At 71.5% G+C, this 15519-nt stretch carries 12 protein-coding genes; 5 read left to right on the top strand and 7 right to left on the bottom strand.

The window, feature by feature from the left end:
- Positions 1–259: 259 nt before the first annotated feature.
- Entirely contained in the window at positions 260–859 is a 600-nt protein-coding gene (locus OO52_RS38955; RefSeq protein ID WP_030655342.1) for a TetR/AcrR family transcriptional regulator, read from the bottom strand.
- Positions 860–997: 138 nt separating this feature from the next.
- On the opposite strand from OO52_RS38955, the gene OO52_RS38960 reads away from it, so the two are divergent.
- From OO52_RS38960 to OO52_RS38980, 5 genes are all read left to right on the top strand, one after another.
- On the top strand, positions 998–1660 hold the full coding sequence (locus OO52_RS38960; RefSeq protein ID WP_234339906.1) for an isochorismatase family cysteine hydrolase: 663 nt from the start codon (positions 998–1000) through the stop codon (positions 1658–1660).
- A complete protein-coding gene (locus tag OO52_RS38965) occupies positions 1657–3234 on the top strand; it encodes an aldehyde dehydrogenase (NADP(+)) (protein ID WP_030655348.1) in 1578 nt (525 codons plus the stop codon). Before OO52_RS38960 ends, OO52_RS38965 begins: the two co-directional genes overlap by 4 nt.
- Positions 3235–3319: 85 nt before the next feature.
- Positions 3320–3805, top strand: a complete 486-nt coding sequence (locus OO52_RS38970; protein WP_051848671.1) for a lipocalin-like domain-containing protein — start codon at positions 3320–3322, stop codon at positions 3803–3805.
- Between the two features lie 682 nt (positions 3806–4487).
- The gene (locus OO52_RS38975) at positions 4488–5252 is read left to right on the top strand and encodes an SDR family NAD(P)-dependent oxidoreductase (protein ID WP_030655354.1); all 765 of its coding nucleotides are present in this window, start codon (positions 4488–4490) and stop codon (positions 5250–5252) included.
- Between the two features lie 326 nt (positions 5253–5578).
- A complete protein-coding gene (locus OO52_RS38980; RefSeq protein ID WP_030655357.1) occupies positions 5579–6487 on the top strand; it encodes a LysR substrate-binding domain-containing protein in 909 nt (302 codons plus the stop codon).
- A gap of 56 nt (positions 6488–6543) precedes the next feature.
- On the opposite strand, the gene OO52_RS38985 is transcribed toward OO52_RS38980, so the two are convergent.
- From OO52_RS38985 to OO52_RS39010, 6 genes are all read right to left on the bottom strand, one after another.
- Positions 6544–7731: a thiolase family protein gene (locus OO52_RS38985; RefSeq protein ID WP_030655359.1), complete on the bottom strand. Its 1188-nt coding sequence runs from the start codon at positions 7729–7731 to the stop codon at positions 6544–6546.
- Positions 7732–7842: 111 nt separating this feature from the next.
- Complete coding sequence (locus OO52_RS38990) at positions 7843–9297, bottom strand: MFS transporter (protein WP_030655362.1); 1455 nt, start codon at positions 9295–9297, stop codon at positions 7843–7845.
- A gap of 223 nt (positions 9298–9520) precedes the next feature.
- Entirely contained in the window at positions 9521–11137 is a 1617-nt protein-coding gene (locus OO52_RS38995) for an AMP-binding protein (RefSeq protein WP_037630592.1), read from the bottom strand.
- A gap of 94 nt (positions 11138–11231) precedes the next feature.
- Positions 11232–12395, bottom strand: a complete 1164-nt coding sequence (locus OO52_RS39000; RefSeq protein WP_030655369.1) for a steroid 3-ketoacyl-CoA thiolase — start codon at positions 12393–12395, stop codon at positions 11232–11234.
- A 192-nt stretch (positions 12396–12587) separates the two neighbouring features.
- Positions 12588–13430, bottom strand: a complete 843-nt coding sequence (locus OO52_RS39005; protein ID WP_030655372.1) for a fumarylacetoacetate hydrolase family protein — start codon at positions 13428–13430, stop codon at positions 12588–12590.
- The gene (locus tag OO52_RS39010) at positions 13430–15229 is read right to left on the bottom strand and encodes an FAD-dependent monooxygenase (protein WP_037630594.1); all 1800 of its coding nucleotides are present in this window, start codon (positions 15227–15229) and stop codon (positions 13430–13432) included. Before OO52_RS39010 ends, OO52_RS39005 begins: the two co-directional genes overlap by 1 nt.
- Positions 15230–15519: the final 290 nt, after the last annotated feature.

Below are 15519 nucleotides of genomic sequence, written 5' to 3' on the forward strand. Positions count from 1 at the left end.
AGCCGGTGAGAACAGTCCGGGGCCCGGCTGGAGGACATGCGCCTCCCGCCGGAGCAGACCAGGAACCCGGTCCGCCATCGCTTCGGCCGGCCGGCGCGGCGGCCGGTTCCGTGCGGTCGCGGCCCGCAGCCGTCGCGCGGGTGGCCTGCGGAGCACCGGGGATCGCCGCACGCCCGGGAGGTGCGCCCCCGGCCCGGAACCGGGTGGCGTCGTGCAGTCGTACGCCCCGACGCCACCGCCTCCCGGCCCGGGACACGTATCAGGGGGCCGGAACCTTGTCGTGTGACGCGTGCCGCGTCAGCCGGGCGGTGACCGTCTCCAGCAGTTCGTCGGAGAACTCCTGGTCTTCCACGGCCCGTGCCATGAGCACGGCACCGACGAGGGCGCTCAGGGTGACCATCGCCTCCGCCCGGGCGTCCTCCCCGTCCTCGGCGTCGTCGTCCAGGCCGGCGATGAGGTCCAGGTAGGTGCGGACCTGCTTCTCGTACGCCTCCTTGACGTCCTGACCGCCGCGTGCGGCGGCGGCACCGAGGGTGACCAGCGCGCAGCCGGTGGCCGGTGCGTCCCGGTGCTGCTTGGCGAGGTAGGCGTCGATCAGTCCGGCTCGCGGATCCTGCTCGTTCTTCCGCGCGGACCGCTCCATCTTCGCGGTGCCCTCCGCCAGGGCGAAGGCGGCGGCCTGGGTGATCAGGTCGTCCCGCGACCGGAAGTGTTTGTAGAAACCGCCGTGCGTCAGCCCGGCCTCGTTCATGAGCTCCGCGATCCCGGGGCGGGTGACGCCTTCGGCGCGGATCTTGCGTGAGGTGATCCGCAGCACCCGTTCACGGGTCGCCGCCTTCTCCGCCTGTGAGTGGCCCATCCGACCCTGCCTTTCGTGGAGCGACGCGGTGGGCACCGCGCAACTGGATGACGTACATCATACACCTGCCCCTGTCAAAGCGGGCCGTCCAGCCTCTCCGTTTGACTTTCTGGATGACGTACGTAATCTCGTTTCAGGATGTTACTCATCATCCAGATCGGAGCTGAACCGATGACCCTCACCTACGACCCCCGTCGCACGGCCGTCCTGCTGGTCGACCCCTTCAACGACTTCCTCTCCGAGGGCGGCAAGATCTGGCCGCGCCTGGAACCCATGGCGCGGGAGGCGGGGCTGCTGGACCACCTGCGCTCCGTGGTCGCCTCCGCCCGAGAGAACGGCGTCCGCGTCGTGTTCGTCCCGCACCGCCGCTGGGAGCCGGGCGACTACGAGACGTGGGACCACCCCAACCCCACGCAGCTCGGCATCATGGAGCGCCACAGCTTCGCCCGCGGGACCTGGGGCGGTGAGTTCCACCCCGACTTCCAGCCGCAGCCGGGCGAGCCCGTGGTCCAGGAGCACTGGGCGCAGAGCGGGTTCGCCAACACGGACCTCGACTTCCAGCTCAAGCAGCACGGCATCACCCACGTGGTGCTCGTCGGCCTGCTGGCGAACACGTGCATCGAGTCGACCGGCCGCTTCGCCATGGAACTCGGCTACCACGTGACGCTGGTGCGCGACGCCACCGCGGCGTTCCTGCCCGAGATGATGCACGCCGCGCACGAGCTGAACGGCCCCACCTACGCCCACGCCATCACCACCACCGACGAGCTCACCACCGCATTCAAGGGAGCACACGCATGACCCTCACCGGAGACCTGCTGATCGGAGCCTCCCAGGTGCCCGCGACCGCGGGAACCATGAAGGCGCTCAACCCCGCCACCGGAGAACTCCTCGAGCCCGAGTTCGCCTTCGGCGGCGCGGCCGAGGTCGACCGCGCGGTCCGCCTGGCCGACGAGGCGTTCGACAGCTACAGCCACACCGGCCTGGCCGAGCGCGCCGCCTTCCTCGAGCTCGTCGCGGACAAGCTGGAGGCGGTCAAGGACCGACTCGCCGCACGTCTCGAGCTGGAGACCGGTCTGCCGGCCGCCCAGTTCGAGGGCGAGGCCGTACGGACCGCCGGCGTGTTCCGGAAGTTCGCCGTCGTCGTCCGCAAGGGCCGCTTCCTCCAGGCGACCATCGACCCCGCGCAGCCGGACCGGCAGCCCGCACCGCGCCTGGACCACCGGTTGCAGAAGGTCGCCCTCGGCCCGGTCGTGGTCTTCGGCGCCAGCAACTTCCCGATCTCCTACTCGGTGGCGGGTGGCGACGTCGCCTCGGCACTGGCGGCCGGCTGCTCCGTCATCGTGAAGGCCCACAACGCGCACCCCGGTGCCTCCGAGATCGAGGGCCGGGTCATCCAGGAGGCCGTCGCCGAGGCCGGACTGCACGAGGGCGTCTTCTCCCTCGTCCGCGGCGCGGGCAACGAGATCGGTGAGGCGCTGGTGGACCACCCCCTGGTCCGGGCGGTCACCTTCACCGGCTCCGAGACCGGCGGCATGGCCCTCTACCGCCGGGCCCAGCAGCGCCCCGACCCCATCCCGGTGTTCACCGAGATGACCAGCGTCAATCCGACCTTCGTCCTGCCCGCCGCCCTGGCGGCACGCGGAGCGGAGATCGGCGGCGGCCTGGTCCAGCGCGGCATGTACAACGTCGGCCAGGCCTGCCTGAAGCCCGCCGTCCTCCTCGCCGTCGACGGACCCGGCTTCCGGGAACTGCGGGACGCCGCGATCGCCGAGGTGGAGAAGGTGGCCGCGCGGACCATGCTCACGCCCGGCATCCACGACGCCTACACCCGCAACGCCCGGCGCCTGGCGGACGAGGGCGCCACCCGGATCGCCGCGGGACCTTCCCCGGACGGCGCGTGGGACGGCCAGTCCCAGCTGTACGAAGTCAGCGGGGAGCGGTTCCTGGCCGAGCCGGCCCTGCGCGAGGAGGTCTTCGGCCCCGCCCTCCTGCTGGTACGGCTGGCCGGCCCGGAACAGCTGCTGGAGGCGGCCCGCGCGTTCCGCGGACAGCTCTCGGCCACCCTGCACGCCGACGCCGCCGACCGCACCGAGGCCGAGCAGCTCCTGCCGGTCCTGGAGCGCCGTACGGGACGCATCGTGTTCAACGCCTTCTCGATCCCGCAGGAAGTCACGTACGCCACCACCCACGGAGGCCCGTTCCCGGCCACCTCCGACAGCCGCTTCACCTCCGTCGGCATGGGCGCGATCGAGCGGTTCATACGGCCGGTCACCTACCAGAACTTCCCCGACGACCTTCTGCCGCAGCCGCTGCGTGAGGCGAACCCGCTGCACCTGTGGCGGGTCGTCGACGGCGAACTCACCCAGGACTGAACCGCCCCCACGGCCCCGTCCGCCACCGGACGGGGCCCGATCCGTCCCAGACAGGGGATCCCCCACCAAGGAAAGGAGCCCTTCCGTGACCGCCACCGACCAAGCCGCCGCGGACGACGAGCGCGAGGCCCGCGAGGAGGTGCGCCGGAGACTGCTCGGCGCATGGCAGCTCGTGTCGTACACCGCCGAAAGCTCCGACGGAGAGGTCATCCACCCGCTCGGCCCCGCCCCGTACGGCCTGATCGTCTACACCCCGGAGGGCTACATGTCCGCCCAGTTGGGGCGCGGCGGCCGCCCGCCCCTGAGGTCGGCGCGTCTCGAGGACGCGGAGACCGAGGAACTGGCGCGGGCGGCGGCCGGCTACGTCTCCTACGGCGGGCCGTTCGAGGTCGTGGACCCCACCACCGTGGAGCACCACGTCACCACCAGCCTCTTCCCGAACTGGATCGGGCGCTCCCAGGTGCGGAAGGTGCGTTTCGTGGGCTCGTTCCTCCGGCTCGCCGTCGCCACTCCCACCCGGCTCTGGGGTGCGGAGCGCACCGCCGAACTCACCTGGCACAGGCTGACCTGACCACGAGCGCCGGCGCCGGACCGCCGCCGACCCCGCCGCGGACTCCCGGGTGAACCCTTGACGCGGGTCGCCTCGTTGCTTCCGGTGAGGGCTGCCTCCGTCCACGCGGGCGGCGGTAGCCGGACGGCTGTCTCGGTGCGGCACGCCCCGACGACGGACGACCCGTTCCCCGTGCGGGCGGTCCGGTCCACCGGCCTGGCCTCCGGTACGGCCTCGGCGGCCCTCTCCGCACGTCTGCCCGACCGGACAGGGCCGCCGCCCACGGCTCCAGGGACCGCCCGCCGACCCGGCGGGTGACCGGAGGAGGACGTGCGCCGCCAGGGCGGAACCCGCAGCCGAGGCCACCGACCGGCTGAGGGACTCCGGACCGCCGAACACACGCCGGTGTGCGCGCCACACCTTTCAAGCCGTCGGCGGGACAAGCCCGTTCAAGTGCGTCAGGTAGGTCGCTCCGGTCGTCGGTCTGCTGGACAACCTCCGGGCCGCCGTCGCGGCGGGACGGGACCGAGCCCCTGCGCTGCGGGGCCCGGTGCGCCGCGTCCGGCTGTGAGTGCGGTCACGGCGCGTCCGCACGGTCATGAATCGCTTGACGCTCGCCCGGCGCAGGCGCAAGCTTGCTTCGTCAAGCAAATGATTGATCGATCAAGGACCGGACCGACATTCTGAGGCAAGGAGAATTCCGATGGGAATGCTCGACGGGAAGGTAGTACTCATCACCGGCAGCGCGGGCGGCATGGGGCGCGTCGCGGCACTGATCTTCGCCCGGGAGGGTGCGAAGATCGTCGGGTCGGACGTCAAGACCGACCTCAACGACGAGACGGTCGGGCTCGTCCGCGACGCGGGCGGCGAGATGACGGGGATCGCGCCGATCGACCTGACCGACCCGGAGCAGGCGCGGCAGTTGGTCGAGGGTGCCGTCGACGCCTACGGCGGGCTCGATGTGGTGTACAACAACGCGGCCATGCAGCGCTTCGGCCCCATGCCGGATTTCTCGGTCGAAGACTGGCGGGCGACGGAGGCCGGCGAACTCGACATCCCGTTCTTCGTGTCGAAGTTCGCCTGGCCGCACCTGGTCCGGCGTGGCGGCGGCGTGATCATCAACGTGGCGTCGGAGGCCGGCATGATCGCCGGCTCCAACCCTCCGATGGTCGCGCACACCGCGGCCAACGCCGGCGTCATCGGCATGACGCGGCAGCTCGCGCTCGAAGGAGCCCCGGACGGCATACGCGCGGTGGCGATCAGCCCCGGTCCGGTGCTGACGCCGGCCAGCGACCGGGACCTCGGTGACAACCAGGCCCTCCGGGACGCCGTCACCAGCAAGACGCTCCTCAAGCGGTTCGCCAGGCCCGAGGAGATCGTGGAGCTGGCCGCCTTCCTCGCTTCCGACCGGGCGTCGTACATCACGGGTGCCAACTACCCGGTCGACGGTGGCGCGAGCGCCTGGTAGCACCGTCCGCTCGCGGTGGTTCCGACTCGTCCCCCGTGGCGCCGCGCTGCCGGTGTTCCGCACTCCGGCGGCGGCGCCCCGGGGAGGGCGCCGGATCCAGGCGTCGAGCGGTACGGGACCTGCTGCTCTCCCTCGAGCCGCGGACGCCGATGGACCATAGACGGCCATTCTCGATTACATCATTGACACTGCAACAACATCGGTCATTCACTTGTCGCAGCAATTACCTGCCGACCGGCGCGCAAGGGCGCCCCGGGGCCTGTGCAGGGCGTGTCGCGGTGTCCGGGGCAGCAGTGCGGCACACAAGTGAGAGGGGAGGGCCGCCTGTGGAACTTCGCCACATCGAGGCGTTCATCGCGGTAGCGGAGGAATTGAGCTTCCGGCGTGCCGCCGAGCGGCTGCACATCGCTCAGCCGCCGTTGTCGCAGCAGATCAAACGGCTGGAGCGGGACGTCGGAGCAGTCCTGCTGCGCCGTACCACCCGCCACGTGGCGCTGACCCCCGCCGGGGAGGCCTTCCTGCACCGGGCGCGGCGAGCGGTGCAGGGGGTGCACGCCGCACGCCGGGCGGCCCAGGAGGTGGTCGACGGCAAGACGGGGGGCGTCCGCCTGGGGTTCGGCGGCGCCGCGTCGCCCGAGGTGCTGATGCTGCTGACCAAGATGTACCGCACCCACCGTCCCGACGTCCGGCTCGACGTGGCCGGCCCGTTGCACGGTGCCGAACTGGTCGAGCAGCTCAACCGCGACGAGATCGACGCCGGCCTCCTCCGTCTGCCGGTGCGGGGTTCCCGCATCGCGGTCCGGGAGATCGCCCGGCACGCGATGGCCGTGGCCCTGCCGGCCGAGCACCCCCTCGCGGACCGCCCGAGGGTGGACCTGGCCGAACTGCGCGACGAGCCGGTGATCGGCTACCGGAGCGACCTGGGCGGCACGGTTCCCACCCTGATCCAAGGAGCCTTCCTCAGACACGGCATCAGCCCGCACATCGTCCAGCTGGTGTCCGACGTGCACACCCTCCTGGCGCTGGTGGGCGCTGGTGCGGGCATCGGATTCGCCCCGATGTCGGCGGGGCACATCCGGCTGTCCGGCGTCGCGCTGGTTCCGGTGCCCGACATCCCGCCCTTGCCGTTGGCTCTTGCCTGGCGCGAGGACGACACCAATCCGGCACTGCTGTCACTCGTGGACCTGCTGGACGATGTGCAGGCCCGGCTCGCGGACGCTTCCTTGGTGCCGTAGCGCCGTATCCGGATCCCGGGCGCCGGCCCTTCTCGGGACGGACGCCCGGGACCACTTCACGAAGCGGCCTGGCCGCCGAGCACCAAGGTGCTGTGGTGGTCGAGGAATCCGCCGTTCCCGGAGACGAGCACGACGTCGTGCCGGTCCACCTGACGTTCTCCTGCCTGGCCGCGGGCCTGGATGACCGCCTCGGCGAGCGGGGTCATCCCCCACATGTAGTACGAGGAGAGCTGGCCGCCTCCGGTGTTCAGCGGCAGCGAGCCCCCCGGTCCCAGCACGCCGGGCGTCGAGACGAAGGCACCGCCCTCGCCCTTCTCGCAGAAGCCGTAGTCCTCCAGTGTCAGCAGGACGGTGTACGTGTAGCAGTCGTACAGCTCGACTATGTCGACGTCCTCGACGCCGATGCCCGCCATACCCAGTGCCGCGGGGCCGGACCGGGCGGCTCCGCTCACGAGTCCGAAGGCGTCGTCGCGGCGCCAGCGGTGGCCGGGATGCGCCTGCCCCCAGCCGAGCACCCACACCGGGGGCTGGGCCAGCTCCGCGGCACGCTCGCCCGACGTGACGATCACGGCGGCTCCGCCGTTGGACACCAGGCAGCAGTCGAGCAGGTGGAACGGCTCCACGACGAAGCGGGACGCCTGGTGATCGGCAAGTGTGATGGGTGTGCGCAACTGCGCCAGCGGGTTCATCGCGGCCCATGCGCGCTGCGCGACCGCGATCGCCCCGAACTGCTCACTGGTGGTCCCGAACTCCCGCATGTGGCGGCGCGCGGCCAGGGCGTAGTGCGTGCTCGGGTTGACGAATCCGCTCGCCTCGCGCAAGCCGGCCCAGCCGAGCGGTTCGGACCGGGCCGTGTACGCCTCACCAGTGGTGCGCCCCGGCTGGAGCGGAGCGTCGGCGAACACACAGGCCACGGTGTCCGCCATGCCGGCCTCCACGGCCATGGCCGCGTACTGCACCATCGCGCCCGCCGTGGAACCGAAGGCCTGCATCTGTGTGAGCATCCGCAGATCACGCAGACCCAGGTCGACCTGGAGACTCAGGTTCACCGCGTTCGTCACCCCTGCCGACACCAGCAGGCCGTCGATGTCCGAGAGGCCCATCCCTGCGTCGGCGGCGGCTCGCCGTACGGCCTCCGCCGCGAACTGCTGCGCCGTCGGCCCGTACACCTTGCCCATCTCGGTGAGGCCGAGGCCGGCGACAGCGGCCCTGCGGTCCGCCGGCTGGTCCACTCTTCTGTCCATCCGTGTCCTCGCCTTGCTTGGTCGTGCCGTATGAGGGTGAGGGTGTGTCATCGCGGTCGCGGTCGGCACACCGGTCGGCATCCGGTGCGCGCATGGTGTCGAGCACCGGGGTCAGGAGGTCTCCTCCGCCGCGCCATGACCGGGCGGCACGGACGCGAGCGGGACCCCGGCAGCGCGGAGCGGACGACCGGAGGCGGTTTCACCGGCCGGGACCCGCTGTCCCGGGCCGAAGGCGACGAGCAGGGCGCAGCACGAGGTGGCGCCCGCACCGGTCAGGAAGACGACGGTGTACTGGTGGTCCGGCGGAACGGCGAACGGCAGGCCGGGGACGTGGTCGCTGGTGAGGAGGGCGACGAGCACGGCACTGGCGAGTGCGCTGCCCACCGTACGCGCCACGGAGTTCACGCTGTTGGCTATGCCGGTGTCCGCCGGGCTGACGTGCTCGCCGAGCAGTGCGGGCAGCGCGGCGTAGCCGAGCAGGACCGCGATGAAGGTGCCCGCGGTCGCGAGGACGACCTGCCACGAGGCCTCGTGGAAGAAGGCGAGCGCCGTGAACGCCACCGCGGAGAGCAGCATCGACAGGGCCAGGGTCGCCCGCGCCCCCAGCCGGCGCAAGAGTTCACCGCCCAGCGGAGCCGTGACGAGACCGGACAGCGCACCGGGGAGCAGATAGACGAGGCTGGTACTGAGCACGGTGGCGCCGAAGCCGTAGCCGGCCAGCGCTCGTGGAGTCTGGACCAGTGCCGTCACCCCGAGAAGGCCGGTGAAGTTCGACAGTCCGAGGACGAGTCCGGCGATGTTGGCGACGACGATCGGTGGCCGTTTGAACATCCCGGGCGCGACGAGCGCGTGCGGTGTCGCCCTTTCGAGGAGGAGGAACACGCCGAACATCAGCGCGGCTCCGGTCAGCCCCCCGACGGCCCCGGCCGAGCGCCAGCCCCACCGGTTTCCCTGGGAGAGCGGAGTGAGCAGCAGCACCAGCGTGACGGCGAGCACCGCCGCCCCGCGCCAGTCGACCCGGCCGTCGGCCTGGGGGCGGCGGGCCGGGACGGTGAGCCAGGCAAGGACGAGAGCGACGGCGGTGAGCCCCGCGGCGAGCCAGAAGACGCGCCGGTAGTCCCCGCCGTGCCGGGTCAGCAAGCCCGTCGCCGCCAGCGCGACGCCGCCGCCCACGGACAACATGCCGCTGATGCCGGCCATCGCCCGCGTCCCCCGCCCCGCCGGGATCTCGTCCCGGACCAGGGCGACGGCGATCGGGAAGACCCCGTAGCTGGCGCCCTGCAACACCCGGCCGACGAGCAGGAGGGCGAGGCTGTGGGTGGCAGCGGCGATCAGGGACCCGGCCAGCACGGCCGCGAGGACACCCAGCAGCACCGGGCGCCGGCCGCGCACGTCCCCGAGCCGGCCGAGCACCGGCGTACCGACCGCCGCCGCCAGGAGGTTCGACGTGACGACCCAGCTCGTCGCTTCCGCGCTGGTGCCGAGCGAACGGCCGATGTCGCCGACCACGGGGACGACGAGCGTCTGCAGCGCCGAGAGCAGGAAGGCAGCGAAACACAGGGTCACGACGAGCCACCGTGCGGCGGCAGCGCTTACGCTCGTGACCGCGCGCAGTCGATGGATGGCCATGGTGTCCCTTCGAAGACAGGCGGCGGGACCGGATGCGCCCCGGGGCCGGGCCGTGCCGGGGCTTCGGCGGAGCGCACGCGGGGGCCTCGAGCGCGGTGCCGCCGCGCTGTCGTGCCGCCGCACGGGCAGGTGGTGCTGCCGTGCCGCCGGCCGTGGTGGGTCAGGTGCGCGGCGGCTGTTCCGACGCCTCGTGCTGGAGGATCGCGCGCAGCTTGTGCTTCGCCACCTTCTCCAGGGTGGACCGGGGCAGTTCCTCGACGACCCTGACTTCGCGGGGGACCTTGAAGTCCGCCAGGTCGCGGCGGCAGGCGGCGAGCACCGGTGCGACCAGATCCCCGGGATCGGAGAGACCGGGCCTGGCCACCACGAAGGCGACCGGCACCTCGTCCCGCATCGGGTCCGGGGCGGCGACGACGGCCGCCTCGGCGACGCCCGGGACACGGGTGACGACCCGCTCGATCTCGGACGCGGCGACGTTCTCGCCGGCCACCCGCAGCATGTCCTTGTCCCGGTCGACGAAGCTGACGGAGCCGTCGTCGTTCACCGTCGCCCGGTCCCCGGTGATGAACCATCCCTGCTCGTCGAAGGCGGCCCGGGTGGCCTCCTCGTCGTGCAGGTACCCGCCGAACAGGGAGATCCCGGGAACGCCGCGGACACGGAGGTGCCCGATCACGCCGATCCCGGCCGGTTCCCCGCGGTCGTCGACCACGGCGACCTCGTACTGCGGCGTGGGGCGGCCCATCGTCCCCGGCCGGTTCGGGACCAGCAGGTCGCCGGCGACCGGGGCGCCGACCGTCTCGGTCATGCCGTACCAGCCCATGACCGGTATCCGGAAGTGGGCCTCCGTGGGGTGGTGGTTCATACCGGTGGCCCAGCGCGTGAAGCCGTGCTCGCCGGGCACTTCCCGGGTGGCCAGGGCACGGAGGGCGAAGTAGATCTGGGAGCAGAAGGTGCTGCTGTGCTTCAGCGCGACGCCCCAGAAGCGCGAGGCGGAGAACCGTGGCTGGAGGACCACCGTCCCTCCTGCCCACAGGGAGGGCAGGAGGGAATAGGCCAGTGCGTTGGTGTGGTAGAGCGGCAGGTAGGTCTGGGTGACGTCGGAAGGCCCGAGGTGCACGTGCGATCCGTTCACCTTCGCGGCCCAGAGGGTGTTGGCGTGCGTCCAGATGACCGCCTTGGGCCTGCCGGTGGTCCCCGAGGTGTAGAGGATGACCGCCGGGTCGAGGGCGTCGACCGGCTGGGCGGGGACCGGTTCGCCGTCGAGCAGCGCCGCGAAGCGGTCGGCGCGGGCGGGCAGGTCGAGGCCGGCTGCCGGTTCGCCGGCGTCGTGGTCGGTGACGTACACCGCCTCGGCGTCCGGGACGGCACTGTTCACGAGCGCGGCCAGGCTGGGCTGCGTCACCACGACCGAGGCCCCCGAGTGGCTGCCGAAGTAGCCCAACTCGTCCCCGGTTGAACGGGTGTTCGTGCAGACGGCCGCCGCACCCAGCCGCGCGCACGCGAACAGGGTGAGGAGGAACTCCGGGCTGTTGTCGAGGTGGATCAGTACCCTGTCGCCCGTCCGGACACCGCTGCGGTGCAAGCCCCCGGCGACCGCCGCGACCTCACGGGCGAACTCGGCGTAGGTCCAGGTGCGTCCGGTGCCCTCCAGCGGCTCCCAGACGAGGAACGGGTGGGTGGGCCTGACGTCCGCCCGCACCTGCAGCAGCCAGTCCATGGTGCGTGCGGTGCCGGCTGCAGGCAGCAGCGAACGCGCGGTGTGGAGGGAGTGTTCCATGGTGATCCTTGTCAACTGGACGGTGAAGGCCGGTGGACCGGCAGCCGGGGTCCGGTCCTCCGCGTGATGGCCGCTGACGCGCGCGTCAGCCGTCTCAGAGCCGTTCGATGATGGTCGCCGTCGCCTGGGCGCCACCGGCGCACATCACCACCAGGGCGGTGGTTCCGCCGGTGCGTTCGAGCTGGTGCACAGCCGTGCCCACGAGGCGCCCTCCACTGGCGCCCACCGGATGCCCCAGGGCGATGGCTCCGCCGTTGACGTTCACGCGCGCGGGGTCGGCCTCGTAGTGCCGGACCCAGTTGAGCACGACTGCGGCGAACGCCTCGTTCACCTCGATGACGTCGATGTCGTCGAGGGTCATGCCCGCCCGGTCGAGGACCCGCGCGGTGGCCGCGATCGGTCCGTTGAGGTGGTAATACGGATCGTCGCCGATGACGGCCTGGGCGCGGATCCTGGCCCGGGCCGGCAGCGCGTGCCGTGCGGCGGCCGACTCGCTCATCAGCAGCACCGCCGTGGCGCCGTCACTGAGCTGGGAGGTGGTGCCCGCCGTGTGCAGGCCGTCCTCCTCGATGGGGCGCAGCGCCGCCAGGGCCTCCGAGGACGTGTCGCGCAGACCCTGGTCACGGGAGACCACGCGGGTGTTCCCGGTCGGCCTCCCCTCTTCGTCCAGCTCCGGCACCTCCACCGAGAACACCTCGGACACGAACCGCTCTTCGCGCCATGCATCGGCCGCACGTCGCTGGGACAGAAGGCCCCAGGCGTCGAGGTCCCGCCGGGAGAGACCGAAGTCCCGCGCGATGCGGTCCGCACCCACGAACTGGGTGGGCAGGTCGACCGGCCACGACTCCGGACGAGGGTGTCCGGGCCCTGCCTTGATCGAGGAGTGCAGCGGGACGCGGCTCATCACCTCGACTCCGCAGGCGATACCCACGCCCATGGCGTCGGCGGCGATCAGGCCGGCCACGAGGTGCACGGCCTGCTGGGCCGAGCCGCACTGCGTGTGGACGGTGCTGCAGGCCGTGGCCGTGTCCAGGCCGGCGGTCAGCCAGGCGTTGCGCGTGACGTTGCTGGACTGCTCGCCCACCTGGTCCACGCAGCCGCCGATGGCCTGCTCGACGTCGCCCGACGCGATTCCCGACCGGTCGCAGATCTCGGTGAGGGTACGGCCGAGCAGGTGTGCCGGGTGCATCCCCGACAGAGCTCCGTTGCGCTTGCCGAACGGCGTGCGTACGGCATCGACGATGACTGGGTTGCCCATGGTTGCCTTTCCGGGGAGCACGTGTGTGACGGTGCGGTCGTCTCGGGCGTGACCGGGGCGTGCGACCGGCCGGGTGCGGGCGGCTGCCGGCGATGCCGTGCGGCGGCGGGCGTGGCCCCTCGGGGCCGTCGGGCGAGTCCCGGCCGCGGCGCGACGGCGTCCGTGAGGTGACCCCGCCGCCGAACGCCCGCGTCAGGCGGTGCGGAAACGCTGCCTGATCTCGCCGACACCCTCGATCGTGGTGACGAGTTCGTCACCCGCCTTCAGGAAGACAGGCGGCTTGCGGGCGGCTCCGATCCCGGCGGGGGTACCGGTGAAGATGACGTCACCGGGGAGCAGCGGCAGCTTCGCCGACAGTTCCGCTATCAGGACCGGCACCGGGAACAGCAGGCGGGACGTGACCGTGCGCTGCACCTCTTCCCCGTTGAGGGTGCAGCTCAGTTCGAGGTCGTCCGGGTCGGCGAACGCGTCCGGGGTGACCAGCCACGGGCCCATGGGGCTGTATCCGGGGAAGGACTTGCCCAGGCTCCACTGCGGCATCTGGTTCTTCATCTGCTCGGTCCGGTCACTGATGTCCTGACCGACCGTCAGCCCGGCCACGTGGTCCCAGGCTCGCCCGGCGGGCACGTTCCTGGCCGGCCTGCCGATCACGACGACGAGTTCCGCCTCCCAGTCCACCCTCGGCCCGCTGAGCACGACCTCGCTGCGGGGCCCGGCTATCGACGTGGGGAACTTCGTGAAGACGACGGGGAACTCAGGTGCCGCCAGCATGGCCTCCGCGGCGTGCGCCCGGTAGTTCGCGCCGATACCGAACACCTGGGCCGGCCGCGGAGAGGGGGAGGCCAGGTCCTCGACCGCGAAGGGGACGCCGTCGGCCTCCCCGACCGCCTCGGCGGCCCACGCGGTGAAATCCTCCCACTGCTCGTACACGTGGTGGGGGTCGGATCCGAACCGCCCGCCGCTGGCCTTCTCGACGTCGACGGCGCCCGCCGTGGTGAACACGGTAAGCCGCCCCGACAGGTTTCCTATGCGCATCAGATCTCCTTCTCCACGGCGAGGATCTGGTCGAGGACGGCCGTCAGGGCGGCCACCGGGTCGTCGGCCGCCCCGATCGAGCGGTAGGCGACGTGCCCGTCGGGTCGGACCAGGAGAGCGCCCTGGGCCGAGATCGCGCGGTTGCGCTGCCACGCCAGCCGGATGTCGATGAGGTCGACCTTGTCGAGACCCACCCGTGCGCTGCGCAGCGGAAGTTGCCGTGCCTGGGCGATCTTCTCCGCCGCTTCGATCCAGGGGCGGCCGTCCTCGCCGGCGATGAGGGCGAAGTGACCGCCGTGGGTGAGCGAGCGGAGCGCGAGCCGCTCACCGGAACGCTCCACCCAGGCGTGGGGCAGCGGGTGACCGGGTCTCGTACTCGGCTGGTACAGACGGATCTCGTCCGGGGAGACCGGTTTCCCGGTCCCGTCGGCGACGACGGCGGCGGATTCGTAGACGTAGCCGTAGTCGAGGTTGTGCTGGTGGTACTCCAGCGTGCTCGCAGCGAGCCACTCGTTGAACGCGTGCCGGCGCTCGGCGGCGCCCGGCGCACCGTCCTCCCAGAACAGGCTCAGCTCCGCCCAGTTCTCCTCGGCGCTCTTGCCGGTCGACAACCCCAGGGCCGAGGCCATCGAGACCTGGCCGCTGACACTCTTGGTCGAGGCCTCGATGTTGTTGAGGTTCACCGGTCTGCGTTCGGCGGAATAGGTGTCGAGCAGGCCGTCCCCCGCGCGCCCCGCCAGCACGGCGGCGAGCTTCCAGCAGAGGTTGTAGGCGTCCTGGACCGCGCTGTTGAGACCGAGACCGCCCGACGGGGGGACACGGTGTGCGGCGTCACCCAGCAGGAACACCCGGCCGGCCCGGAAGTCGTCGACGAGGAACCGCTCCAGGTACCACTCGCTCACCCCCAGGACCTCCGGGTCCAGGTCGGGGATGCCCAGTGCCTCGCTCGCCCAGCGCAGCATCTTCTCGGGCTGCGACCCGTCCAGATCGGGGCGTGACACGGCCAGCAGCCATTCCTCGGAGTGGCGGTCCCACCGTTCGGGGCCCTGCGGCACGAGCACGGCGCCGTAGTCCAGATGCTCCGGGTACTCGGGATTGAAGACCCAGGTGAGGACGGAGTCGTCGCCCGGCAGGTGCTGCGACAGGTCCATGGCGAGGTAGAGGCTGACCAGCTTGCGGAACCGCTCGTGCATGGTCACCTTGACGCCGGCCAGCTCGGCCACGGTCCGGCCGGCGTCGGCGCCCAGCAGGTAGGAGGAGCGGACGGTGTAGGTCTCACCGGAGTCCCGGTCGAGAATGGTCGAGGTCACCCCGTCGGCGTCCTGCTCCAGGCCGACGAGCTCGTGGTGGAACCGGACCGTTGCTTCCGGGTAGCTCTCCGCGTGCGACTTGAGGATCGGCTCCGTGCGCAGCAGGGAGAGGTTGACGCAGGGCTCAGGGCTCGCCGCGATGTAGTCGGGGTCGGTGTACCCCCCGCCCCACGCCTCCACGAAGCCGAGGAGGCGGCCGTGCCCGTCCTCCGGGCCGCCGCCCCCGAGCCCCGAGTACCAGGCCACACCCTTCATGTTCTCCGGGGGCGTACCCTTCGCCTTGATCTCCGGGGCGACCCCCATGTCGGTGAAGATCTCCATGGAACGCTGGTTGAGGATGTGCCCGCGTGGCAGCCGCGTGGTCTCCGGATAACGGGTGACAAGCAGCGAGCGGACGCCCAGCCTGGACAGGAGGATCGACGAGGTCAGTCCCGCCCCGCCCCCGCCGACTATGAGGACGGGGACATCGACGTCGCTTGTCTGAGTCACGTTGTGCACTCCCTTGTGTTTGTGACTTTCGGGAACAGAAGCTGTGGGGGTGATCAGGACTGCTTTTCCGGACGGGTGCGACCGCCGGACGGGGAATACCGAGTGACCCGGCGCGTTTCACGGCGGTCCCACCGAACGGAAAGCGCGTTGTTCACGGGCGAAGGGGGGGGCGTTCTCGGCGACGTCCCCACGGTAGGCCCGCCGGATCGGGCCCGTCCAATTCCGAATGACTCTCGCTCTGATATTCGCGCGTGACATTGTTTCCGCCGCCGAACGGCCGCCTCGGAGCG

The organism is Streptomyces flaveolus (assembly GCF_000716535.1).
In the GTDB taxonomy this organism is placed as follows: Bacteria; Actinomycetota; Actinomycetes; order Streptomycetales; family Streptomycetaceae; genus Streptomyces; species Streptomyces flaveolus_A.

Coding starts and splice junctions, on each gene's coding strand:
- OO52_RS38955 (WP_030655342.1), bottom strand. CDS start 859: ATGGGCCACTCACAGGCGGAGAAGGCGGCGACCCGTGAACGGGTGCTG.
- OO52_RS38960 (WP_234339906.1), top strand. CDS start 998: ATGTTACTCATCATCCAGATCGGAGCTGAACCGATGACCCTCACCTAC.
- OO52_RS38965 (WP_030655348.1), top strand. CDS start 1,657: ATGACCCTCACCGGAGACCTGCTGATCGGAGCCTCCCAGGTGCCCGCG.
- OO52_RS38975 (WP_030655354.1), top strand. CDS start 4,488: ATGGGAATGCTCGACGGGAAGGTAGTACTCATCACCGGCAGCGCGGGC.
- OO52_RS38985 (WP_030655359.1), bottom strand. CDS start 7,731: ATGGACAGAAGAGTGGACCAGCCGGCGGACCGCAGGGCCGCTGTCGCC.
- OO52_RS38995 (WP_037630592.1), bottom strand. CDS start 11,137: ATGGAACACTCCCTCCACACCGCGCGTTCGCTGCTGCCTGCAGCCGGC.
- OO52_RS39000 (WP_030655369.1), bottom strand. CDS start 12,395: ATGGGCAACCCAGTCATCGTCGATGCCGTACGCACGCCGTTCGGCAAG.
- OO52_RS39005 (WP_030655372.1), bottom strand. CDS start 13,430: ATGCGCATAGGAAACCTGTCGGGGCGGCTTACCGTGTTCACCACGGCG.